The organism is Mesorhizobium sp. AR02 (genome assembly GCF_024746835.1).
Lineage (GTDB): Bacteria > Pseudomonadota > Alphaproteobacteria > Rhizobiales > Rhizobiaceae > Mesorhizobium.
In genome coordinates this window covers 3,512,738-3,535,531 of the sequence record NZ_CP080531.1, presented here as the reverse complement: position 1 = coordinate 3,535,531, position 22,794 = coordinate 3,512,738, and the positions used below count along the sequence as shown (strand labels likewise).

Below are 22,794 nucleotides of genomic sequence, written 5' to 3'. Positions count from 1 at the left end.
TTATGCCGCCCGCCGGTTATCCCAGTCGGTGCGCGGCGTCCTCTAGGCCCTTGCTACGTTCAAACCGGATAGACCCGGCTTCTTCCCCGGCTCCGACCGTGCTTTGTCGATCTGTTCGATCGCCCGCTTCACGGCCTCGGCCACACCGGGTTCCCCCTCCCCCATGATCGCAGGGTTGGACCGGAGTCGATCGAGGGAGACACCCTCGAATTCTTCATGTCTTTTGAACTTGGTGAAAACGGACCGGCCGCTCATCACCATCACGCGGCGCACGATCAGGTCAGGTGTCACCACGACGAGCGCGATGGTGCCCTTGGCCAGCCGGCCGCGAAAATTGCCGGCTCCGACGAAGCCGTCCTTGTACTGGTCGGTGACGCCCCGGAAGACATCCGAATAGTGCCGCATCTGCAGCCAGACGCCGAGCGACTGCAGCGCCCACACAATAACCAGCAGAAGCAGTCCCCACTGCCAAATCGCCATTCGGTTCTCCTCCCGAAGCCTCCGTTGAACCGCACCTTGGACCGGCGCGCGACAACAGCAAAGTGAGAACATTTGTTTCCGAGAATGTCAATATGTATGATATTGGCCTTGACCACGGTCATCCACAGGGCCGTCGCCGATTTCGGCGGCGGCACGGCTGTGCTAGCCTGTCACCAAACGGGATGCATGCAATGGAACTGCCCTTCAGGGATGAACTGGCCCTTATGCCCGACCTGCGCCACCGGTTGCGGCAGCTGCGCTGGTTCCGCGCCACTTTCCGCGGCAGCGCCAAGGTGGTCTCGGACACGTTCGGCGTTCGTTTCGAGATCGACGAGGCAAAGCTGACAAGGGCTTTTCTCGACTGGGTCGAGATCATGGAGGCACAAAAGCGCTTCGCCGCGATAGACCGCGCCGACTTCATTGTCTTTGCCGCCGGCCTCGTGCTGCGCGAGCTGATCAAGCAAGCACCAGCCAGGGAAATCTCCGGCCTCGCCCAGCTTATCGAAACAGATCAGAATGCCGGCACGCTGGAAATCATCCGCTTCTGGCCGGAGGGCTTCCTTTACACCAACTACTGCGTCTCGGTGATTTCGGCGATCTACGAGCAGGAATTCGGCACGGCGCCCAACATCGACAAATGCGCCGACGACCTGCGCACCTGGTGGTCCTATCGCGAGAACGTCACCGAGATGCCAGCCTATGCGGTGGCTTTCCTCGACCGCTTCCTCGGTGCGGAACCAAACTGGATCACGCCGGACCGCGCACAGTCCCGGCAAGCCATGCAAAGGGCGCTCGGATCCGTCCGCGCAAGCGATGCGCTGCGCCAACTTTGACTGCTCGCCATTTCATGCCCAAAACGCGCTCAAGACATCGCGCTATTGAACATTTGACTTTTTGCCGATAGCGATGTGCGAAATTTGACTTGAGGAGACAAGCGCGTGGCGCGACCAAGGCCTATCATTTTCGATTGTGACGGTGTTCTCGTCGACAGCGAGCCGCTGGCCGCCAGGGCCTATGAGCGCGTCTATGAAAAGCACGGCATGCCCGGCATCCATGGCGGCATCATCGCCCAATGCGTCGGCATGAAGCAGTCCGACATCATCGTCAGGATCAGGGAATTGACCGGCCATCAGTTTCCCGCTGCCGCCGACGGCGACATCTGGGCCGAGACCAAGGCGCTGTTCACTGAGGAATTGAAGCCGACGCCGGGGATCGCCGCGTTTCTGGAAACGCTTGAAGGCGACCGCTGCGTTGCCTCGTCATCCTCGGTCGAGCGCATCAACCACAGCCTTGCCGTCACCGGGCTGGCGCATTTCTTCGGCGAGGCGATCTACAGCTCCTCGATGGTCAAGAACGGCAAGCCGGCACCCGACATCTTCCTGTTCGCCGCCGCCAAAATGGGCGCCGACCCGGCCGACTGCATCGTCATCGAGGATTCGCCCTTTGGCATTCAGGGCGCGGTCGCCGCCGGCATGACGGCGATCGGCTACACCGGCGGCGGCCATACCTATGCCGAGCACGCTGCACGGCTGACGGCGGCCGGTGCCGATTTCGTCTGCGCCGACTGGCAAGAAGTTTGCCGGCAATTGGCCGGGCTCGGCGTGCCGGCCTAGTAGAGTCCAAGGCTGGCCCATTCGTTCTGCGGGATCACAGGTCCGACACGGAAGTCGAAGGACAAGACCCGCGTTGCATCGCTATCGACCTCGCACCGGAAGCCCACATGATACCATCTGGTTCTCCCTTCGCGGAAAGCGGTGTCCGGGGCGACAAGAATATTGCCCGCCTTCAGCCGAACATTTGGTACCAAGTCAGGAAAATATGAGGCGTCCAGCAACTGCTGCTGCAAAACGTTGGCGCAAAGCATCGCAACACGTCGATCGCGAGGTAGGTCACCCATCGAGGTCGTCGCCAGCGCATCGCCGGTAGCGCCCTGCGAGTAGAGCTTGCGAACACCCGGAAAGCCCGAACCGTTCCGAGATGCAGACTTCGAGGCTTTTGAAGGGCTGGGCTTCGGCGCATTTTGCGGGTTTGGGCTGCGGCGTTACGGCCGACATGGGAAGCTCGATCTCGCCGTCGCCGCCATCGGCAACCAAAGGCTCTGGTACCGCGCCCTGTTGCTTGGCAGCGTCGACCCCTTGCTTTTCTGCCTCTTGTTTAGCTGCCTGTTGTTTATCCGTGTCCTGGGTTGTCTGCTTCTGATCACTTTGTGTGGGCTTCGCGTCCGCCGTCGCGGTTACCGGCTTCTGGTCGGCCTTGGTCGGATCTGCCGGCGTGGCGGGCTGGTTCTCCGCAGGCTTAGGCTCAACCGGCGGCTTGTCATCCTTGGCCGGCGACGGCGAGCTATCCTGAGCGCTCGCCCCATCCAGGGATTTCCTCGGGCCGGTATCCTTGTCGCCGAACTGAAAGACAGGCTTCAAGGCCTCGACCGGCGGAAGCTTCTGCGCCTGATTTTCCGGCGGCGGCGGCTTTTCAACTTTCGGCTCGGGTGGTTTTTCTACTTTCGGTTCCGGTGGCTTTGGCGGCGGCACGGGAGCAGGTTTCGGTTTCGGCTGATCGGGCGGAGGCACGATCGCGACATTGACCGGCTGTTCCTCTTGCGGTTGTTGTGGAGGAATTGGCAGGCCATATATCAGGATCACCGCGACAAGCACGTGCAGGATCAGCGATGCGGGGATGCCCCACAACAGATTCCGACGCCGTTCTCGTGCCTCGTCCTTCATCCCAGTCGATGTGGAATGAAATAGCGTCGGCTTCAAGCATAAGCACTGGATTGACGCAATTTGGCTGCTGACAGCTTGTTGAATTGGATCACCCCACCAGGGCAGCCCGACCAAAGGGCGCGGTTGCCTCCGGCATGACGGCTACATCGGCGGCAGCCACACCTACGCCATGGCGCGCGGCTGACGGCGGCTGGTACTGATTTCGTCTGCTCCAACTGGCATGGTATTAGCCGGCAATTGTCCCGGCTCGGCGTGCCGGCCTAATTTAGCGGATACTTCGTGAATCCTCGGCTGGCCCATTCGCCGGGCGGGATCAATGACCCAACACGGAAGTTGAACGACAGGACCCTCGTCGCGTCGGCGTCGACCTCGCACCGGAAGTTCAGATTGTACCACGTGTTTCTCGTGCTGAAGGCGGCCAGCGGAGGATTGAGGACATTGCCTCTGTCCAGCTGAATGGTTGGCACCCATTTGATCGTATAGTCGGCACTTTGCAATTCTTGGCTCAGAACGTTGCCACAAAGATTGGCCACGCGCTGACCGCGCGGCACGTTCTCCATGGAGCTTGTGGCGAACGCATCGCCGGTTGCCCCCTGCGAGTAGAGCTTTCTGACGCCCGGAAGGCCGGAATAGATCGGTGACCCCGCAACGTCGTTGTTGGTGGGATTTGACCTTCCTGCGTTCGCGCTTGGGGCTTTGAAGGCTCTCGCGGGTTTGAACGTCATTGTCTTTGCAGGTTTAGGCTTTGCCTTTCCGGCCGAGGACGGAGGCGCAGGTTTGCTGTCGGTCTCAGCCGCCAACGGCTTTGGCGCCACGACCGCTGGTTTTTCGCCGGTTTGCGACGCCGGCTCCTGCTTGTCCGGCTGTTGTTTGTCGGTGTCATCGGTCGCCTGCTTTTCCTCGCTTTGCGCGGGTTTTTCGTCCGGCGCAACGGTGGCCGGCTTGTCGTCAGGCTTGCTGGGCTCTGCCTTCTGCTGTGGCGTTGCAGCCGGGGCGGGCTGGGTCGGCGCGGGTGTCGGTGTTATAGGCGGCTTCGCCGCCTCATCCTTGGCCGGCGATGGCGTGTTGGGTTTAGCGCTGCTTCCGTCGAGCGATTTCTCCGGCCCCGTATCTTTCTCGCCGTACTGGAAGACGCGCTTCAGAACATGGTCGTCTGGCTGTTTCGGCGGCTCAGGAGGCGGCTTTTGTTCAGGCGGCTTTTCAGCCTTCTTTTCAGGTGTCGGCTCTGGTGGCTTTGGAGCAGGTTTCGGCTTAGGTTTCTCGGGCGGCGGCACGATCGCGACATTGACGGGCTGTTCCTGCTCATCCGGCTGCTGCTCGGGTCTCGGCAGGCCAAAGAACAAGAACGCTGCGATCAAGGTATGCAGGATCAGCGATGCGGCCAAGGCCCATCGCCAATTGCGAAACCACTCTCGTATCTTGCCGTTCATTGCGCCCGATGTGGAATGAAATAGCGGCAGCTTCAAGCATAAGCACTGGATTGGCGCAATTTGGCCGCTGACAGCTTGGTGATCTGAATGATCACACGCAGAAGATCAGCCCAGAATTCCGCCCAGAAACCGTTCGTCCAGCTGCGTTTCGCCAAACCAGTTCAGCCGGTTGATGCTGACGAAGCCGGCATCGATCACCGCGTTCTCGTCGCCCAGCTCACTGGCATGTGCGCGCCCGCGCGGAACAGTGATGACAGTGCGATCGCCGTCGCTTTCGACGATCTCGGCCTTGCGGCCGATCTTGTCGCGGCCGATGCGCGGCTGGCGGATTTCAGCCGGCAGAGTGGTCGGCAGGTTGACGCTGAGCCAATGGCCTTCTTTCGCCCAGTCGGGGCGAGACTGCCACAGCGAGGCGATCAGCGCGCCCAGCCATTGGTCGTCGCCGTCGGTGAGATCAGGATTTTTCACTCGCGAAAAACCGATCGCCGGGACGCCCCAGAAGGTTGCCTCCCGAGCAATGCCGAGCGTGCCGGAATAGGCAAGGTCCTCGGCGACGTTGCGGCCGTCATTGACGCCCGCCAGCACCAGATCGGGTTTGTTGGTATCAGCGAACAGCCATGTCATGGCGCTCACCACGCAATCGGCCGGTGTGCCCGAGCAGGAATACCAGTTCGGCTTGACGCGCCGCATCGTCAGCGGCCTCGCAATTGTCAGCGATGAACCGGCGGCGGTGCGCTTGCCATCGGGCGCGACCACCCAGACATCGTCGCTCAGGCCGGCGACCGCGTTGACGAGACGGGCAATCCCCGGCGCGTCGATGCCGTCATCATTGCAGATCAGAATTCTCATTATTTGCTTCCTTGCGGCACCGTGATGCGCTGGCCGGTGCGGTATTGTGTGTGCAGCGACGGGATGTGGCTTTTGAGGTCGCCGAGAAGATCGGTCGCGCAGGAATGTCCCAGTGCCTCAGGCCGTCCTGCCATCTCCCAGATCTCGACATTGCCCGACAGCGTCGGATGGGTGGGCATGCGCACCCAGTCCGCCCGGCCTGCCTTGTGCAGGAGATCGCCCGGAGAACCCGCCGGCAGATGCCCGGTGAGAAGCACAGGAAACCCGGCATCGTCGGCACGTGGCAACAGCCGCGACGACGGGCCAGCCTCGCCCATACCGTCATCGGCCAGCAACGGCAGCGACGGCAGGGGATCGGCATCGGTCCAGTCGGCAGCACTTGCCAAACGGCCACGCAGAAGCTCGGAAATATCAGGCAAAAGGGCCGCCGTGGCGCCGATCTGCGCTTCCAGCGACGAACGCATGCCGGCATGGATGGCGAATGGCCCCGGCAAGGCCGCGATCAATTCCAGCGACCGGCCCGACAGCGGCGTCGGCAAGAGACACCCCTGCGGATGCTGCGCCACCCATTCAGAAATTTCCCGCGCCCGCACAGCCCCCGGCACGGGATCGGCGCCGTAAGAGGCATCGAAGACCAGGAGATCGCAGTACGGGATCGTATCCATGACGAACACATGGCTGTCCGGCACCACATCGGCGGAATAGACCATGCGGCTTTTGCCGTCATCGACAGCGAACCATACGCCGCCCACGACATGCCCCGATCGCCCGGTCCTGATCGCCAGATTGCCGATCTTCAGCGTGTCTCCGGGTTCGAAGATTTCAATGAGATCGGCTGGAAACGGAAAGCGTTTCAAATCCCCCGGATCGGCATAGCGGCAAGCGTAGCCGGCGCCTCGTCGCGGGTCTCGGCCGTCATGAAGATCGGGCCGGCATAGCCGCGCGACAGCAGCCAGCTCAACGCGCCGATATGATCCTCATGCGCGTGCGAGACAAACAGCGCATCGATGTCGTCGATCGACCCGTCGAGCGCCGGATAGTAGTCCACCCCGGAGGCGCCAACCTTGATGCCGACATCGAGCAGGATGCGGTCCCCAGCGCTGTTGGCGGCGAGGCTGGTGCGGCCCTTTTCACCAAAGCCGCCAAGCAGGTCCAGCATCATCACGCGGCTGCTCCCGCAGTCGGGATCAGCCAGCCGGAATTTATCCGCAGCCGGGCCTGTGCCCCGCTCTCCAGCGTGACCGGGTCCGGCTGCTCGAAATGCAAGGTGAGATCGGGACCGGCCGCAGGTGTGAATTCGATGCGCGCGGCACCCCCCTGGTAAATCACCCGCTTGACGAGACCATCGAAGCCAGGATTATCCGGTGATACGTCGAGATCCGCCGACCGGCAGCAGATCTTCGCGCCGGCGCGCGGCCTTTCGCCGGGGCGGCAGCGGACCACCAGTTCGGTTCCAAGAACCCTGACCTTGCAATGGCTGGCCTCCTCGCAGGTCAGCACATCCGCCGGCAGCAAGATGCCTTGCGAGATGAAGGACGCCACCATTTCATTTGCCGGCTCATGATAGAGCTCGCGCGGCGTCGCAAGCTGCGCCAGGCGTCCGTGGTCCATCACCGCGATGCGATCGGCCAACGCCATCGCCTCGGCCTGATCATGGGTGATGTAGACGATGGTCGTGCCGGTGCGCTTGTGGAAGGCGGAGAATTCATCCTCCATCGAGGCCCTGAGGTGGACGTCGAGATTGGCGAGCGGCTCGTCGAACAGCACTAGCGACGGCGCGGCGACAAGGCATCGCGCCAAGGCCACGCGCTGGCGCTGGCCGCCGGACAGATTGGCCGGCCTGCGCTCGCCCAACCCCTGAAGATTGACCAAGGCGAGCGCGTCCTCGACCTTCTGGCGCGCGACAGCCTTGTCCAGCTTCGCCACTTTCAGCGAATAGCCGATATTCTCGGCCACCGTCATGTGCGGCCACAGCGCATAGTTCTGGAAGACGATGCCGACGCGCCGCTTTTCCGGCGCGACGCTGCCGCCCGTGCCCGACACGACCTCACTGCCGATGCGGATCTCGCCCGAGGTCACTTTCTCGAAGCCGGCGACGAGCCGCAGCAACGTCGTCTTGCCGCAGCCCGAGGGACCGAGCACCGCCAGGAACTCGCCGTCGGCAACGTCGATCGAGACATCCTTCACCGCATCGAAATCAGCGAAGCTCTTGGTCACATGGTCCAGGCTCAATCGCGCCATGGCAGCACTCCGCTGGGAAGGTAGGGGGCAAGCAGATTGGTCACCAGCATCAGCACGAAGGTGACCGCGACGGTGATGACAGACATCGCCGCCGCATAGTTGGAATCACCGCCCTGCTCGAAGGAAAACATCACCACACCGATCGTTTCCGAGCCCGAAGACCACAGCAGCGCCGAGACGGTGAGTTCGCTGAGCGCCGTCATGAAGATCAAAAGGCCGCCGGCGATCGCCGCCGGCGCGACCAGCGGAAAGATGATGGTGCGCATGCGCGTGAACAGGCCGGCGCCCGCCACCTGTGCCGCTTCCTCCAGCGCCCGGTCGATCTGGTGATAGCCGCTTATGGTCGGCCGCAGCGCCAGCACCAGGAAACGGGCGAGGTAGGCGTAGAGGATGATCCAGACCGTGTTGTAGAGCTGGATGCCGGTCAGCGGGATCGGCCGCAGGAACAGCAGCAGCGAGGCAATCGCCAGCACGACGCCGGGCAAGGCATGGGGCAGTTCGACCGCCAGGTTGAGCAGCCGCACCCAGCGCTGCTTGCCCCAGGCGATGAGGTAGCCGATCGGCACAGCGACGATGACCGCGAAGAAGGCGGCCGCGATCGACAGCCAGAAACTGTTGAAGAAGGCGCGGTTGGCGGCGTCATGCTCGAACAGCACGAAGCGGTAATTGTCGAGCGTCGCCGTCTTGGCGGTGAGCGCAATGCCGTAGCCCGGCACCAGCGATGTCAGCACCAGCCCGAACAGCGGCAGGAACAGCACCAGCACGATCAGCAACCACATGCCGGTTTGAACGACGGGCCGCCAGCGGCGGAGCTCATAGGGTTCAGCCGGCAGCGATGTCGAAGAGATGCGGTAGTCGCGGCGGCGGCTCATCACTTCCTGCGCGAGAATGCCGGCCATGGCGATGACGCCGATCAGCACCGACAGGAACGCGGTTTCGCCGAGCACGGCGGGACCGCCGCCCGCCAACCGCTGATAGATGAGCGTCGGCAGCACCAGATAGTTGGCGGGAATGCCGAGGAAGGCCGGAATGCCGAAATTACCGACGCAGGACACGAAGGCCAGGGCGGCCGCAGCCATGATCGACGGCGTCATCAAGGGCAGCACGATGGTGACCAGCACAGTGAACCAGCCGGCGCCGCCGGCCCGCGCGGCCTCGACCAGTTCGCGCGGCAGCTTGCGCAGGCCGGCCCGCACCAGCAGGAAGACCAGCGGGCCATATTGTACACCGAGCAGCAGGATGATGCCCGAGGTCGAATAAAGCGGGTTTTTCGTGCCGAGCGGTGGCGCCGCGCCGAAGAGCTTGAGGAACGGGCTGGCCGGGCCGAACAGCTGCAGCCAGGCCAGCGCCGTCACCTGCGGCGCAATCATCAGCGGCATGACGTAGCAGAGCACCAGGGCGCCGCGGCCACGTATGTCGGTCAGCGAGACGAGCACCGCCACCAGCGTTCCCGACAGCACCGCAAGCAAGGTGCCGCCGATGCCGACGACCAGCGTATGCCAGGTCGCGATCCAGGTCGCCGGGCTGCGCAATCCAGCCGCAATGGCCACGGTCGACAAGGTGCCGCCAGGTGCCACGATCTCCTTGATCAGGCGCAGCATGGGCAGCAGCGAAAGCAGCACGATGACGACGGCCACCGCCGCCGTCAGGGCCATTTCCTGGCCCCGGCTTTCCCTGATCCGTGTCGCCATGATTGATTTTCCTGAGATCGATGCGATCGGACTTTGTCGAGAACGGGATGCCATCTAGACGGCATCCCGCCCGCGATTGTCGGCTCAGCCGCCGAACAGTTCCGAGAATTTCGCCTTGTCGGCGTCGGTCTTGGCCACGATCGCCTTGGTGTCGAACGTCATCACCTTGACCTTGACGCCTTCCGGCAGCCATTCGGGGCGGCCGACCGAGGCGCGCGCCGGCAGATAGCCCATGGACAGCGCCAGCTTCTGGCCTTCATCCGACAGAATGAAGTCGACGAACTTCTTGGCGCCGTCGACATTCCTAGCGGTCTTCATGATGGCGACCGGTTCGGTCACCGCCGGCACGCCTTCGCTCGGGAACACGAACTCGACCGGCGAGCCCTTCTTCTTGGCATTCATCGCCATGAAGTCGACGAGGATGCCATAGGGCTTCTCGCCTGATGCCACTGACTTCAGCACCGCGCCATTGCCGCGCACGCTGACGGTGTTGTTGGTCTTCAGCTTCTGGAAGAAATCCCAGCCATAATTGGCATCGCCGGCGAAGCCGGAAAGCAGATAGGCCGCCGCACCGGAATAGAGCGGGCTCGGCATGACCAGGCCATCGGCATAGGCGGGCTTGGCGAGATCGGCCCAATGCTGCGGCTTTTCAGCCGCCGCAGTGTTGTAGACAATGCCGGTGGTGATCAGCTTGCTACCGAAATAGGTCTTGTCGGCGTCATAGGCATCCGCCTCGATGCCGTCGAGCTTTGCCTCGGCATAAGGCAGCAGCCGATCGTCCTTCTTCAACAGTTCCATCGAGACCGCATCGGCGATCAACAATACGTCGGGCTGCGGGCTGCCGGCGGCAAACTCGGCCGCCATCTTGGTCAGGATATCGCTGGTTCCGGAACGATAGATGGTCACGTCGATGCCGGGCTGCGCCTTCTTGAAGGCGTCCACGATCTTCGCCGCGTCGGCTTCAGGTTGGGATGTATAGAGCGTCAGTGTTTCGGCGTTTGCCACGCCGGCAAACAAAGTTGCCGCGAGCGCCAGCTGGCTGGCCAGCAGCTTGATGAGTAGCGTCTTCATGAGACCTCCTGTCTTGTCCGTGCATGAGTGGTCCGGCGTTGTGGCCGGTTCCCGTTCCCTCCCTGCACGGCGCATATGACTGGTGGATGACAGCGCACATGCGCGATCAGATCAAGCGACAACCTGGCTCTCACTGCACGACAAGAGGGCCCGCGGAATTGGCCTTCCGCGAGCCTCATGACCATTGTGGCGACTGATTTCTTGGCGCAACGGGATGCCCGCAACCATGCTTTCCCGGCGCGCCCCAAAGGGCGCTTCGACTGCCCTTAAACCAGCATGCCCATCGGGTTCTCGATCAGCCGCTTGAAGGCGACCAGCAGTTCGGCACCGAGTGCTCCATCAACCGCGCGATGGTCGGTCGACAGGGTCACCGACATCACGGTCGCGATCTTGATCTCGCCATTCTTGACCACCGCCCGCTCTTCGCCGGCACCAACCGCCAGGATCGTCGCATGCGGCGGGTTGATCACCGCCGCAAAGTCCTTGATGCCGAACATGCCGAGGTTCGACACCGCCGTGGTGCCGCCCTGGTACTCTTCCGGCTTCAGCTTGCGGCTGCGGGCGCGGCTGGCCAGATCCTTCATCTCGTTGGAGATGGTGGACAGCGTCTTTTCATCGGCATGCCGAATGATCGGCGTGATCAGGCCGCCGGGGATCGAGACGGCAACGCCGACATCGGCATGCTTGTGCTTGACCATGGCGCTTTCGGTCCATGAGGCATTGGCATCCGGCACCGCCTTCAGCGCCATCGCCATCGCCTTGATCACCATGTCGTTGACGGAGAGCTTGTAGGCGGGAGCCTCACCCTTGTCAGTCTTCTTGACGGGAGCTGCCGCATTGATCTGCGTGCGCAGCGCCAGCAGCGCATCGAGTTCGCAGTCGAGCGTCAGGTAGAAATGCGGGATGGTGGTCTTGGCTTCGACCAGGCGCCGCGCGATGGTCTTGCGCATATTGTCGTGCGGGACGAGGTCGTAGGAGCCTTGCTCGAACAGCTTCAGCACCTGATCGTCCGACATCGGCTTCACCGCCGGGGAGGCGGCGGGAGCCTCCGCAGGTGCAGCCTTTGCGACAGGCGTCGCCTTGGCGCCGCCGCCGGCAATCGCCGCATCAACATCCGCCTTTACCACACGGCCATGCGGGCCGGTGCCGGTGATGCTGGCGAGGGCAAGGCCGGCCTCACGGGCCAGGCGGCGAGCCAAAGGTGTAGCGCGCGCAACAGATGGCGATTGGCCGATCTCCCCCCTTGTGGGGGAGATGCCCGGCAGGGCAGAGGGGGGCGTGACAGAGTGCGACGTTGGTGGGGCAGCGCCCCCCTCTGTCGGCTTCGCCGACATCTCCCCCACGGGTGGGGAGATTGGCGCTTCGTCCTGCTTTACCGCAGCGACATCAGCCCCATAAGCCTCGCCATCGGCATAGATCCAGGCCACAGGCGCGCCGACTGGAATATCGACGCCCTCCTTGCCGGTCACGTCACGCAGCACGCCGCTGGCCGGCGCATCGATCTCCATCGCGGCCTTGTCGGTCTCGATCTCGAACAGCACATCGCCTTTCTTGACCCGGGCGCCTTCCTCGGCGAACCAACGCGAGATCTGTCCGGTCGCCATGTCCATGTCGACCTTGGGAAGAATGACTTCGGTCGGCATGGATCAGCGAACCCCTTTCACCAGGTCGCGCGCGGCGGCGATGATGTCGGGAACCTGCGGCACCGTGGCCTTTTCGAGCTCCGGATTGTAGGGGATCGGCGTCTCGGCGCCGCCCAGCCGCACGATCGGCGCGTCGAGATAGTCGAACGCCTCGCTCTCGGCGATCATGGCGCTGACCTCGGCGCCGATGCCCAGCGTCTTCACCGCTTCGTAGACGCACATCAGCCGCGACGTCTTCTTGACGCTGTCGATGACGGTCTGCTTGTCCATCGGCCGGATGGTCCTGAGGTCGACGACTTCGACGTCGATGCCTTCGGCTTCCAGCGTAGCCGCGGCGTCGAGCGCCTTCTGCACCATGATCGAGGTGGCGACGATGGTGAGATCGCGGCCTTCGCGGCGGATGTCGGCCTTGCCGATCGGCACTGTGTAATAGCCCTCGGGCACCGGGCCCTTCATCTTGTAGAGCAGCTTGTGCTCGAAGATCATCACCGGATCGGGATCGGCGACCGCCGCCAGAAGCATGCCCTTGGCATCATAGGGCGTCGCCGGCTGGATGACCTTCAGACCAGGCACATGGCCGAGCCACGCCTCGAGGCTCTGGCTGTGCTGGGCCGCCGCACCGGTGCCGGAGCCGGCAGGAAAGCGCATCACCACGGGCACCGAAACCTCGCCGCCCAGCATGAAACGCATCTTGGCCGCCTGGTTGACGATCTGCTCCATGGCAAGCGTCGCGAAATCGGAAAACTGGAATTCGAAGATCGGCCGCATGCCGGTAAGCGCCGCACCCACCGCAACGCCCGCGCCGCCCAGCTCCGAAATCGGCGTGTCGATGACGCGCTCAGTGCCATAGCGCTCGACCAGATCGCCGGTCACCTGAAAGGCGCCGCCATAGACGCCGATATCCTCGCCCATCAGGAAGACGCGTTCGTCCATGTCCATGGCGATCGCCATGGCTTCCTGGATCGCCTGGGCGTAGCTTAGTTCACGCACCATCGCGTCCATCACGCCTGCTCCGTATACACGTAATTCCCAGTCTCGCTGACATCAGGCGACGGGCTCGCCTTGGCGAACTCGATGCCGTCGGCGATCTCCTGCGCCACCGCGTCACGGATGGCCTCGATGCCCTTGTTGTCGATGAAGCCGAATTCCCGCAGCTCGTTTTCGAACAGCGTGATCGGGTCGCGGTTCGACATCCAGTCCTCGATCTCCTCCTTGGTGCGATAGCGGTTGCGGTCGCTCTTGGAATGGCCGCGATGGCGATAGGTCTTGGATTCGATCAGCGTCGGCCCCTCACCCGCGCGGGCGCGCTCGACGGCCTTGTAGGACGCCTCGGCGACTTCCGAAAAAATGTTGCCGTTGACGATGACACCGGGCATCGAATAGGCGGCGGCGCGGTCGGCGATGTTCTTGACCGCGGTCGAGCGGGCCGTGGACGTCGACATGCCGTAGCCATTGTTCTCGCAGACGAAAATGACAGGCAGCTTCCAGACCGCCGCCATGTTGAGCGCCTCGTGGAAGGCGCCCTCATTGTTGGCGCCGTCGCCGAAGAAGGAGACGACGACCTTGCCGGTCTTCAGCATCTTGGAGGAGAGCGCTGCGCCGACGGCGATCGGAATGCCGCCGCCGACGATGCCGTTGGCACCGAGATTGCCCTTGGCGACATCGGCAATGTGCATCGAACCGCCACGGCCCTTGCAGTAGCCAGTGGTCTTGCCGAAGAACTCGGCGAACATGCGCTTGACCTCGGCGCCCTTGGCGATGCAGTGGCCATGGCCGCGATGCGTCGAGGTGATCTGGTCATCCTCGCCAAGCGGCATGCAGATGCCCATGGCGCTGGCTTCCTGTCCGATCGACAAATGCATGGTGCCGTGGATGAGGCCGCGCATGTAGCTTTCCTCCGCGCCCTCTTCGAAGCGGCGGATGAGGTACATCTTGTAGAGCACCTGCTTGAGCTGCTCGGCGCTGTACTGGCGATAGACGAAAGGCAGGTTGGCGCGACTGTCGGCGACGGCTTTGCTGGCTCCGGCCATGATCAGGCTCCCACGGTTCCGTAGACGAGCTTGTCCTGGCGGGCGCGCAGTTCGGCGATCTTGGAGCCCGGAGCCGGGGCAGCATTGGCATAGGTGATGAGCTCGCCCTTCTTGATCGGCGCGGTCACCGAGCCGCCCTGCAGCAGGCCGCAAGGAATGGCCTTGGCGGCATGCGCTTCCGGCGCCGTCATGATCCAGGCGCGGTAGCAATATTCACCGATCGCATCGAGCTTTTCGCCCGGCTGCATGTCCTTCTTGGCCACGGCGGCGACTTCGGCCACGGGCTTTGCCAGCGGCACCATGTCGGCCTTGCCGTAGAGCACGACGCGGGCGCAGGTCAGCGGCACTTCGAGCGAGGTCAGGTGATAGGGGCGGTGGAAGGTGAAGTATGGACCCTTGCCCATCTTCAGATCTTCCATGCGCTCCGAAATGCGCGGATGCGACATGTCGGCGACGACGAAGACACCGGGCGCGACGCCCTTGCCGATCGAATAGTCGACGACGCCGACCCTGGACAGCACGCCGCCATCCTTTTCAGGCACCAGGACTTTCGAGAGTTCGCCGAGCGTTGCCGCGGGGCCATGCATGCCGGCCTTGTCGGGCACCAGCCCGGTTGCATTGGCGATTGCCGCCATCTCGACCATGGTCTTCGAGCCATCGACGAATTCGACCAGCATGCGCACATTCATGTGCCGGCGCTTGGCCTCTTCCTCATAGGCGGGCGGCGTGGCGTCGATGTTGAGCGGATTGTTCTTGCCCTTGCCGGCGGCGACGATCGGATGGCCCATGGCCGAGACGAATTCAATCAGTTCCATGCACGAGGACGGCTCGTCACCGGCGCCCAGCGAATAGGTGACGCCGAGCCGGTCTGCCTCGCTCTTCAGATAAGCGCCGATGGTGACGTCGGCCTCGACATTCATCATCACCAGATGCTTGCCATGCTCCATGGCGCGCAAGCCGATCTCGGCACCGACGGCGGGAACACCGGTGGCATCGATGACGACGTCGATCAGGTCATTGTTGATGACCAGGCTGGCGTCGTTTGTGACCGCCACCTTGCCGGCCTCCATGGCAGCCGTCATTGCCGAAGCGTTCGACACTTCGCGCGCATGCCCGGTTTCCTGGAAGGCGATGTCCACCGCCCTGCTGGCAGCCGGCAGGTTTAGTTCCGAGATCGCGCCGATCTCGATGCCGGACATATGGGCGACGCGTGTGACGATATCGGTTCCCATCTCGCCGGAGCCGATCAAACCGATGCGGATGGGCTTGCCCGACTTGCCGCGTTCCTCGAGATCGCGGGCAAGGCCCGTCAACGAAACATTGGAAGCCATACCGCTCATTCCTCCCACATTGCAGGCTTGTTCATTCGCTTGACCGGTATTGAACATCTGTATTTCTGTCAAGACTAATGTCCAAATCCGTGTGCTTTTTGGCACCCTTTCGCGGAGCCTCGTGTCAGCCAAAAAAGCACAGTCAGGCGCGGTAACCGCACAGGACGATGCGCGCGGGCAGACGATCGCCGGGATATGATCCTCGGCGCACGGGGACGGGAGACTCTTTCAGGCGGTCTCGACAGTCGCTTCATCACGACCGCTGAACCCATTCTCGGACTGGAGACCTCTACAGAACTCGATCCGACACCGCCTACACCGGAAAATCGTGGAAATGCACGATCACCCCATCAGCATCGATGAAGATCACGGCATAGGCGGGCGGCTCATGCCCCAGGCTCCAGCTCTGCGAAAAATCGAGTGCGGTCTGATGGTTGGTGCTGCGCAATGTGCTGACCGGTATGCCGCGCCAGCTACCGGCGATCAGCCGATGGACATGCCCCGCAAAGATGTGACGGACATTGCCATGGCGCGACAGCACCTCATGGAAGCTGTCAGCGTCGGCGAGCCTGACCTCGTCAAGCACCGGCATGTGTATCCGGAAAGGCGGGTGGTGCATGAAGAGGAAGGCCGGGCCGCGCGCTTCCTTCAGCTTTTTCGTCCAGCCATTCGAGCCGCGCGGCGCACAGCCTGCCCTCGACATGGCCGCTGTCCAGCGTGTCGAGCAGGATCAGGCGACCCTCGCTGCCATCGAACACACTCTGTACGAACCCTTGCTCGGCCGCGGCGTCGGGAAACATTTCAAGGAAAAGCGCCCGGTCATCGTGGTTGCCGAGCATCAGCCGGCAGGGCGGAGAAAATTGCGCCAGCCTCTCCCGCAACGCCACATAGGCGGCGCGCTCGCCGTCATTGGTCAGGTCGCCTGAGATCACCACCAGTTCGGCATCGGCATGGTTCTTGCCGATGTCGGCAAGGCAGGCGTCCAGTCTGGCGAGCGGATCGGAGCCATAGAGAAGGCCACCCGGCGCCATCAGATGCGGATCGGAGAGTTGGATGATTTTCATGGACCTGACCGCAGTGTTTTCCCGCTGGCGCCTGGCGGCACCGGCAGACAAATGGAACGCTTGGACACTACCCCCTCTACTGTGCGGTCCAGCCGCCGTCCATCGACAAGTTCGGGCTGGTGATCTGCTTGGCTGAATCCGAACACAGGAACCGCGCCGGTGCCGCAACCTGGCCGGCCATGAAATAAAAGTACCGGAATATTAAATTGTAAAATTTATCTTTCACAACGTGTTTTCGCGTGCTAGCGTCGCATCCGTAGCTGGAAATGAAGTGCGCTTCCTTGGGTGGCATTTCCGGTCTGCCCCGAAACAATCTTGTCATGGGACGTTGCGGTCGATGAAGACGAAGGCGGCTAGCAAGAAGGCTGTGCCTGGCGAGACTGAGGTGGCCAGTGCGCTGGAAGCCAGGTTGCGTGAAGGCTGGCTGGATTTCGCTCGGACCGAGCAGGCAATCGCGCGATACCTTCTCGCCAACATCCATGACATTCCCTTTGAAACGGGCGCCACCATTGCCGCCGGCGCTGGCGTGAGCGAGGCAAGCGTTACCCGTTTCGTGCGGCGTCTCGGCTACACCGACCTCAAGGAAATGAAGCGTGGCCTGCGCTTGGCGCCGAAAGCCGCGGGCCCGGGCCTGGATAGTGCTGAGCTGCGGTTTCGCATCGGCGGCGAGAAGCAGGAGCGGTTGGCTCGCAGCCTGGAGATGGAGCAACAGGCCCTGACCGCGGCCTATGGCCTGGCCCAAGGCGAGATGTGGTCTGAAATCGTCCACCTGCTCAGCACCTGCGACCGCGTGAACTGCGTGAGCTTCCAGGCAGTGAAGGGATTGGGGCTCGATTTCGCGACGCGTCTGCGCTGGGTGCGGGGCGGTGTCCGTTTTGCCGAAGGCTTGGGCGGCACGTTCTCGGAAATCCTCACCGACAGCGGCGAGAATTCCTGCGTCCTGCTGATCGATACGGCCGAATACGCGGCGATGAGCTTTCGGCTTTGCGCTCAGATCAAGCGTCGCAAGATTCCGCTGATCATCGTCACCGACAAATACAGTCATTGGGCATCTGAATACACAAAGCTCGCGCTCGAAGTATCGACACGCGTCGACCTGTACTGGGATTCGACGGCCGCGATAAGTTCCGTATTGAACCTGCTCACGCATTCCGTTGCCGAGAAGCTCGGCAAATCGGCCGAGACGCGGATGAATGAGCTGGAGGATATCGCCGGCATCCTGCGGACCTTTCACAAACCGCCGCGGCGCGTAGCGCGGCACATCAAGGAGGAAGAAGGCAAAGAATGACGATGCATCACCCGTTGCTGGATCCGTGGATGGGCAGGGCAAGCGCATGAAGTTGACGGAATACGCCACCCATGACGGGCTCGGCCTGGCCGAGCTCCTGTGCAAGCGGGAAATCACGCCGCGCGAGTTGGGAAACTGCATCCTTTCGGGGATCGCCGCGGTCAATCCGCAGCTCAATGCCGTGATCGAAACCTATTCCGATGCGATCGAAGCACTTGGCGAAGTTCCTGGACCGGCACCTTTCTACGGCATGCCGACATTGACCAAGGATTTCCCCATTGAAGCCGGCCGGCCGGGAGAGTTCGGCAGCGTTTTCGCCAAGGGCTTCACCTCGGGCGACGATCACGCCTTCTGGGTGAAAATGCGATCCGGCGGCCTTGCCAATATCGGGCGCACGACCACGTCGGAATTCGGCATCGCGGCGGCGACCGAATCCTCGCTCTACGGTGCGACGCGCAACCCCTGGGATACCAGCCGGGGTGTTTCGGGATCGAGCGGCGGCGCGGCCGCGGCCGTTGCCGCCGGTATCGTTCCCTTCGCGCAAGGCGCCGATGGCGGTGGCTCCATTCGCACCCCCGCCGCCTTCTGTGGTGTCGTTGGCCTGAAGCCGTCCCGTGGCCGGATCAGCGGCGCGCCGGAATCGAATGCGCCAATGCTGGGCCTCGCCATTTCGTTCATGCTGACACGCTCGATCCGGGACACGGCCGCTTTGCTTGATCTCGGGTCTGGTGCGCTTCCCGGCGACAGCTATGAGATCGTCCATCCGACCACCAGCTATGCCCAGGCGATCACATCGCCGCCCAAGGCTTTGCGTGTCGCCCTGTGCACAACGTCCTGGTCCGGCTATCCGCTCGACGCCGAGGTGAAGGCGGCGGTCCTCGATGTGGGCAAGAGGCTGGAGCAACTGGGCCACAAGGTCGTCGAAGCCAGCCCCGTGTTCGACTACGAGCGCTATCTGGCGGCACAGAAAGTGATCTGGGCAGCCTCCACGGCGCAGTCGCTCGACGAGCTGGCGGGCTTGCTGCGGCGGCCGCTCGAAGAGGCCTGCCTGCAGCAGACGACACTGGCCGTCTACCGTCATGGCCAAACGCTCGATGCGGCGAGCTTGATCGCGGCTCTCGCTGTTTATGACCAGATCACCCGGACAGTCGGTGAATTCCTGGCCGCCCATGATGTGCTGGTGACGCCGACTTGTCCGATCTCGCCGGAACTCATCGGCACGCACAACCCGGATCGTCCTGGCCGCGACATCGACACGGTGTTTGCCGATCTGGCGCCGAAGGAGACTTTCAGTGCGCTCTTCAACGGCACCGGGTCGCCGGCGATATCCCTGCCGCTCGGCTGGACGCAAAACGGCCTGCCGATCGGAGTGCAGTTTGTCGCCGCATTCGGGCGCGACGACCTGCTGCTGCGGCTAGGGGCGGTGCTCGAGGCCGAATACTCCTGGCACCAGCGCAAACCACCCACCCACGTCACCCAAGACTGCTTGAACTAACAAGACTGCTTGAACCAACAAGCATGGATTGCCCAGGGAACATCATCAACACAATGGGAGATTGTCATGGACCGCAGAGTATTCCTCAAGAGCGCAGCACTTGCCGGCTTCAGCATCGCGACATTGCCGGCGACATTGCTTCGAGCCAATGCTGATGGCAGCAAGGTCCTGCGTATGGCCTATGGGGCCGAGGTTCTCACCCTGGACCCGATCAAGACCACCTATGGAGCCGATATCCTCATCCAGGGCATGATGTATGCACGCCTGCTGCATGCCAATCCCGATCGCACCGAAGTCGGCCCGGGCCTTGCCGAGAGCTGGGACATCGCGGATGACGGCAAGACCTATACCTTCCACCTGCGCGAGGCCAAATTTTCCGATGGGTCGCCGATTACGGCCGAGGATGTGGCATTCAGCTGGAACCGCATGCGCTTCCAGAAGGACTCCGCTTACGCAGCGCCGTTCCAGCCCCCTGACCAAGATCGAGGCAAAAGATGCCAAGACAGTGGTGATGACCCTCGATCGCAAATTCACGCCCTTCCTGACGCTGACCGAAATCTGGAATACCGGCATCGTGCCGAAGGCAGCGGTTGAGAAAATGGGAGACGACGCTTTCGCCAAGGCGCCGGTCACATCGGGGCCATTTAAATTCGTCGAGTTGAAGCCGGGCGACCGCGTCGTCCTTGGCCGCAACGAGCACTATTACCGCGAAGGCGAACCGAAGATCGACGGCGTCGAATTCCGCTATGTCCCTGACGACAACACAAGGGTCTCGATGCTGCAGGCGGGCGAGCTTGATGTCTGCCTCGGAGTTCCAGCCCCGCGCATGGCCGAATTGAAGGCCGCCGGCTTCCGGGCCGACCCCGAACCTTCGAGCACCACCTACGACATGCTGATCAACCATTCGGCCGAACCCTTCAATGACCTCAAATTCCGCCAGGCTGTCAGCTATGGCATCGACCGCGCCGCGATCAACGCCGCGGTGACGCTGGGTCTCGGCACACCGGCCAGTTCCATCATGAGCCCGGCGCTCGATTTCTTCGACAAATCGCTGCCGGTCATTGCCCGGGACGTCGAAAAGGCCAAGGCCCTGCTGGCCGAATCTGGCAAGTCCGGAGCCAGTTTCGAACTCATCCAGAATGCCGGAAGTGCCGACGAGGAAAAGGCGGCCGTGCTGATCCAGGCGCAGTTGGCGGAAGTCGGCATCACCGTCAACATCGCCAAGATCGACTCGACTCAGGCCTGGACCCGCCTCGCCGACGGCGAATATCAGGCGGAAATGAACTGGTGGTACAACGAGACGCGAGACCCGGACAACGCATTGCGCTGGTGCGTCTGGGGCGCGGGCGACAACAAATCCTATTACACCCGCTACAACAACGAGACGGTCAACAAGCTGATCGATGAAGCCTCGGGCGAGGCGGACAATGCCAAACGGGCTGAACTCTATGCCCAGATCCAGAAGACCGTGGTCGATGAAGTGGCGCAGGTCGCGCTCTATCACCCGACGTGGCTCAACGCCTACGCCCCGAGCGTAAAGGGACTGACCCTGAACGTCGGCCTTCAGTTCTCGTCCATCGGCGGAACCAGCCTGGATTGATCGGCACAGGATGCGGGGGCGGGGCGAAGCAGTTCGTCCGTGCCTCGCATCGATTTGACACCAGGATTCCGACATGAATCGATTCTCCTTCGTGCTCAGGCGGCCGATACAGTTGATACCCGTGCTGGTGGGTATCAGTGTGATCACCTTTCTGCTGCTGCAAATGACGCCCGGCGACCCGGTTCGCCTCATGCTTGGCCCCAAGGCCAGCCCGGAGGCGATTGAATTCGTGCGGGCGCGATACGGTCTCGATCAGCCCGTCCCCGTGCAGTATTTCTATTATGTGCTGAATTGCCTGCGCGGCGATTTCGGTCAGTCGATTGCCTTTCGTGGCCCGGTCAGCGGCGTCATCGTGGCACGGATCGCGCCAACGGTTTTCTTGATCCTTTATGGCCTCGTCATCTCGCTGCTGTTGACATTCGCACTCGCGGTCACCGCTGCCCGGCAACGCGGGCGGTGGATCGACCATCTCATCCGTCTCGTCTGCGTCGCGGGCGTCGGTGTGCCGTCCTACTTTGTCGGCCTGCTGCTGATCATGGGCTTCTGCCTGAGGCTGAAGATTTTCCCGGTATCGGGGTACGGACCAACCTTTGCCAACAATCTGTGGCATCTGTTCCTGCCGGCCCTGACGATCGGCATCGGGGTGACGCCGATCCTCGCCCGCAATCTGCGCGCGACCTTCATTCAGCAGATGGACAAGGATTACGCGATCGCCTGCCGCTCCAAGGGCCTGCCGGAGAGCTACATTTTTTCCCGGCATGTGTTCTGGAATTCTCTGCTGCCGACAGTCAATCTGCTGGGCGTCGTTGTCGCCTTCCTGATTGGCGGAACGGTCGTTGTCGAAAATGTCTTCAACATTCCAGGGCTTGGCAATCTGCTCATCCGCGGCGTTCTCACGCACGACCAGTTCGTTGTCCAGGCAGTGGCCCTGTTGCTGGCCGTCGGTGTTGTCATTTCGAATTTTGCCGTCGACATCTTGACCGCCATTCTCGATCCACGGGTGAAATTGTGAGCGATGTGATGCGGGGCAGCGGCCCCTTGGCCATGGCGCGGATTCGGACCCTGCCGGCAACCCTGGTCTTTGGCGGCGCCATCACCCTGGCCTGGATCATCCCGGCCATACTGGCACCGGTGCTGACCAGCTTCGACCCGATCAAGGTCGATGTTATGCAGGCACTGAAACCACCCGGCGCCGAGCATTGGTTTGGCACCGACGCCATCGGCCGGGATGTCCTAGCACGGACACTGTTTGCCGCGCGCTATGATCTCGCCATGGCCTTCTTCGGCGTGGTCGGGCCGATCATCCTGGGAACGATCTTCGGCCTTGTCGCCGGCTATCTGGGCGGCAGGGTCGATGCGGTGCTGATGCGCATCCTCGAGGTCACGGTATCGTTTCCCTATTTCGTCCTCGTGATCGCCATCGTTGCCGTGCTGGGGCCGGGCCTCAAGAGCTACTTCATCTCGCTCACCCTGGTGAACTGGGTCAGCTATGCACGACTGGTGCGGAGCCAGGCGCTGGTGCTGCGCGGCGCCGATTTCGTGCTGGCGGCGCGCGGCATGGGTTTTGGCCATTCGCGCATCATGCTGTTCCACATCCTGCCAAATGCCATCGTCCCATCGATCGTCTTCGTCATGACCGATGCCGTGCTGGCCATCGTGCTTGGATCGTCGCTGGGCTTTCTCGGCCTCGGCATCCAACCGCCGACACCGGAATGGGGCGCGATGATCGCCGACGGGCAGACCTACCTGACCACCGCCTGGTGGATTGCGATCTTTCCAGGCATCGCCATCTGCCTTCTGGCGCTGGGCCTCTCGTTGACCGCTGATGGTCTCGCCCGCCTCTTGAACACGGAATCCTGAG

The 22,794-nt window shown here is 62.5% G+C and carries 22 protein-coding genes and 1 pseudogene; 7 read left to right on the top strand and 16 right to left on the bottom strand.

Annotated features, from left to right (window positions below):
* Window positions 1-42: 42 nt before the first annotated feature.
* On the bottom strand, window positions 43-480 hold the full coding sequence (locus DBIPINDM_RS21280) for a transcriptional regulator GutM (RefSeq protein ID WP_258589049.1): 438 nt from the start codon (window positions 478-480) through the stop codon (window positions 43-45).
* Window positions 481-671: 191 nt separating this feature from the next.
* On the opposite strand from DBIPINDM_RS21280, the gene DBIPINDM_RS21275 reads away from it, so the two are divergent.
* Both DBIPINDM_RS21275 and DBIPINDM_RS21270 read left to right on the top strand, forming a co-directional pair.
* Window positions 672-1,313, top strand: coding sequence for a hypothetical protein (locus DBIPINDM_RS21275; protein ID WP_258589048.1), 642 nt, complete (start codon window positions 672-674; stop codon window positions 1,311-1,313).
* Window positions 1,314-1,418: 105 nt separating this feature from the next.
* On the top strand, window positions 1,419-2,093 hold the full coding sequence (locus DBIPINDM_RS21270) for an HAD family hydrolase (protein ID WP_258589047.1): 675 nt from the start codon (window positions 1,419-1,421) through the stop codon (window positions 2,091-2,093).
* On the opposite strand, the gene DBIPINDM_RS43325 is transcribed toward DBIPINDM_RS21270, so the two are convergent.
* From DBIPINDM_RS43325 to DBIPINDM_RS21205, 15 genes are all read right to left on the bottom strand, one after another.
* Window positions 2,090-2,344 (bottom strand): DUF930 domain-containing protein, encoded by a 255-nt coding sequence (locus tag DBIPINDM_RS43325; RefSeq protein WP_318036952.1) that lies wholly within the window; start codon window positions 2,342-2,344, stop codon window positions 2,090-2,092. The two genes, DBIPINDM_RS21270 and DBIPINDM_RS43325, sit on opposite strands and share 4 nt — an antisense overlap.
* A gap of 25 nt (window positions 2,345-2,369) precedes the next feature.
* Entirely contained in the window at window positions 2,370-3,200 is an 831-nt protein-coding gene (locus DBIPINDM_RS21265; protein WP_318036945.1) for a hypothetical protein, read from the bottom strand.
* A gap of 260 nt (window positions 3,201-3,460) precedes the next feature.
* The gene (locus tag DBIPINDM_RS21260) at window positions 3,461-4,630 is read right to left on the bottom strand and encodes a DUF930 domain-containing protein (RefSeq protein ID WP_258589046.1); all 1,170 of its coding nucleotides are present in this window, start codon (window positions 4,628-4,630) and stop codon (window positions 3,461-3,463) included.
* A 105-nt stretch (window positions 4,631-4,735) separates the two neighbouring features.
* Window positions 4,736-5,479, bottom strand: coding sequence for a 5'/3'-nucleotidase SurE (gene surE, locus DBIPINDM_RS21255; RefSeq protein ID WP_258589045.1), 744 nt, complete (start codon window positions 5,477-5,479; stop codon window positions 4,736-4,738).
* The gene (locus tag DBIPINDM_RS21250; RefSeq protein WP_318036944.1) at window positions 5,479-6,336 is read right to left on the bottom strand and encodes an MBL fold metallo-hydrolase; all 858 of its coding nucleotides are present in this window, start codon (window positions 6,334-6,336) and stop codon (window positions 5,479-5,481) included. The genes surE and DBIPINDM_RS21250 overlap by 1 nt, the downstream gene beginning before the upstream one ends.
* Window positions 6,333-6,641 carry an MBL fold metallo-hydrolase gene (locus DBIPINDM_RS43320; protein WP_318036951.1) on the bottom strand — a complete coding sequence of 103 codons (309 nt, stop codon included), beginning with the start codon at window positions 6,639-6,641 and terminating at the stop codon, window positions 6,333-6,335. The genes DBIPINDM_RS21250 and DBIPINDM_RS43320 overlap by 4 nt, the downstream gene beginning before the upstream one ends.
* Window positions 6,641-7,720 carry an ABC transporter ATP-binding protein gene (locus DBIPINDM_RS21245; protein ID WP_258589044.1) on the bottom strand — a complete coding sequence of 360 codons (1,080 nt, stop codon included), beginning with the start codon at window positions 7,718-7,720 and terminating at the stop codon, window positions 6,641-6,643. The genes DBIPINDM_RS43320 and DBIPINDM_RS21245 overlap by 1 nt, the downstream gene beginning before the upstream one ends.
* Window positions 7,708-9,411 carry an ABC transporter permease gene (locus tag DBIPINDM_RS21240; protein ID WP_258589043.1) on the bottom strand — a complete coding sequence of 568 codons (1,704 nt, stop codon included), beginning with the start codon at window positions 9,409-9,411 and terminating at the stop codon, window positions 7,708-7,710. The genes DBIPINDM_RS21245 and DBIPINDM_RS21240 overlap by 13 nt, the downstream gene beginning before the upstream one ends.
* Window positions 9,412-9,495: 84 nt before the next feature.
* Window positions 9,496-10,482, bottom strand: coding sequence for an ABC transporter substrate-binding protein (locus DBIPINDM_RS21235; protein ID WP_258589042.1), 987 nt, complete (start codon window positions 10,480-10,482; stop codon window positions 9,496-9,498).
* A 266-nt stretch (window positions 10,483-10,748) separates the two neighbouring features.
* On the bottom strand, window positions 10,749-12,125 hold the full coding sequence (locus DBIPINDM_RS21230) for a pyruvate dehydrogenase complex dihydrolipoamide acetyltransferase (protein ID WP_258589041.1): 1,377 nt from the start codon (window positions 12,123-12,125) through the stop codon (window positions 10,749-10,751).
* 3 nt (window positions 12,126-12,128) lie between these two features.
* Window positions 12,129-13,127 (bottom strand): alpha-ketoacid dehydrogenase subunit beta, encoded by a 999-nt coding sequence (locus DBIPINDM_RS21225; protein ID WP_027054267.1) that lies wholly within the window; start codon window positions 13,125-13,127, stop codon window positions 12,129-12,131.
* Window positions 13,127-14,155, bottom strand: a complete 1,029-nt coding sequence (locus DBIPINDM_RS21220) for a thiamine pyrophosphate-dependent dehydrogenase E1 component subunit alpha (RefSeq protein WP_258589040.1) — start codon at window positions 14,153-14,155, stop codon at window positions 13,127-13,129. Before DBIPINDM_RS21220 ends, DBIPINDM_RS21225 begins: the two co-directional genes overlap by 1 nt.
* 2 nt (window positions 14,156-14,157) lie before the next feature.
* Window positions 14,158-15,486, bottom strand: coding sequence for an NAD(P)H-dependent oxidoreductase (locus DBIPINDM_RS21215; protein ID WP_258589039.1), 1,329 nt, complete (start codon window positions 15,484-15,486; stop codon window positions 14,158-14,160).
* A gap of 313 nt (window positions 15,487-15,799) precedes the next feature.
* Window positions 15,800-16,072 (bottom strand): hypothetical protein, encoded by a 273-nt coding sequence (locus tag DBIPINDM_RS21210; protein WP_258589038.1) that lies wholly within the window; start codon window positions 16,070-16,072, stop codon window positions 15,800-15,802.
* On the bottom strand, window positions 16,065-16,550 hold the full coding sequence (locus DBIPINDM_RS21205; RefSeq protein ID WP_258589037.1) for a metallophosphoesterase: 486 nt from the start codon (window positions 16,548-16,550) through the stop codon (window positions 16,065-16,067). The genes DBIPINDM_RS21210 and DBIPINDM_RS21205 overlap by 8 nt, the downstream gene beginning before the upstream one ends.
* 337 nt (window positions 16,551-16,887) lie before the next feature.
* Between DBIPINDM_RS21205 and DBIPINDM_RS21195 the strand changes: the two genes are divergently transcribed.
* From DBIPINDM_RS21195 to DBIPINDM_RS21175, 5 genes and pseudogenes are all read left to right on the top strand, one after another.
* Entirely contained in the window at window positions 16,888-17,838 is a 951-nt protein-coding gene (locus DBIPINDM_RS21195; RefSeq protein ID WP_258589036.1) for a MurR/RpiR family transcriptional regulator, read from the top strand.
* Between the two features lie 46 nt (window positions 17,839-17,884).
* A complete protein-coding gene (locus DBIPINDM_RS21190) occupies window positions 17,885-19,333 on the top strand; it encodes an amidase (protein ID WP_258589035.1) in 1,449 nt (482 codons plus the stop codon).
* A 66-nt stretch (window positions 19,334-19,399) separates the two neighbouring features.
* Window positions 19,400-20,933 (top strand): annotated as a pseudogene (locus DBIPINDM_RS21185) (ABC transporter substrate-binding protein).
* Window positions 20,934-21,006: 73 nt separating this feature from the next.
* Window positions 21,007-21,945, top strand: a complete 939-nt coding sequence (locus tag DBIPINDM_RS21180) for an ABC transporter permease (protein ID WP_258589034.1) — start codon at window positions 21,007-21,009, stop codon at window positions 21,943-21,945.
* 32 nt (window positions 21,946-21,977) lie between these two features.
* A complete protein-coding gene (locus DBIPINDM_RS21175) occupies window positions 21,978-22,793 on the top strand; it encodes an ABC transporter permease (protein ID WP_258589033.1) in 816 nt (271 codons plus the stop codon).
* The last annotated feature ends 1 nt before the right edge of the window (window position 22,794 follow it).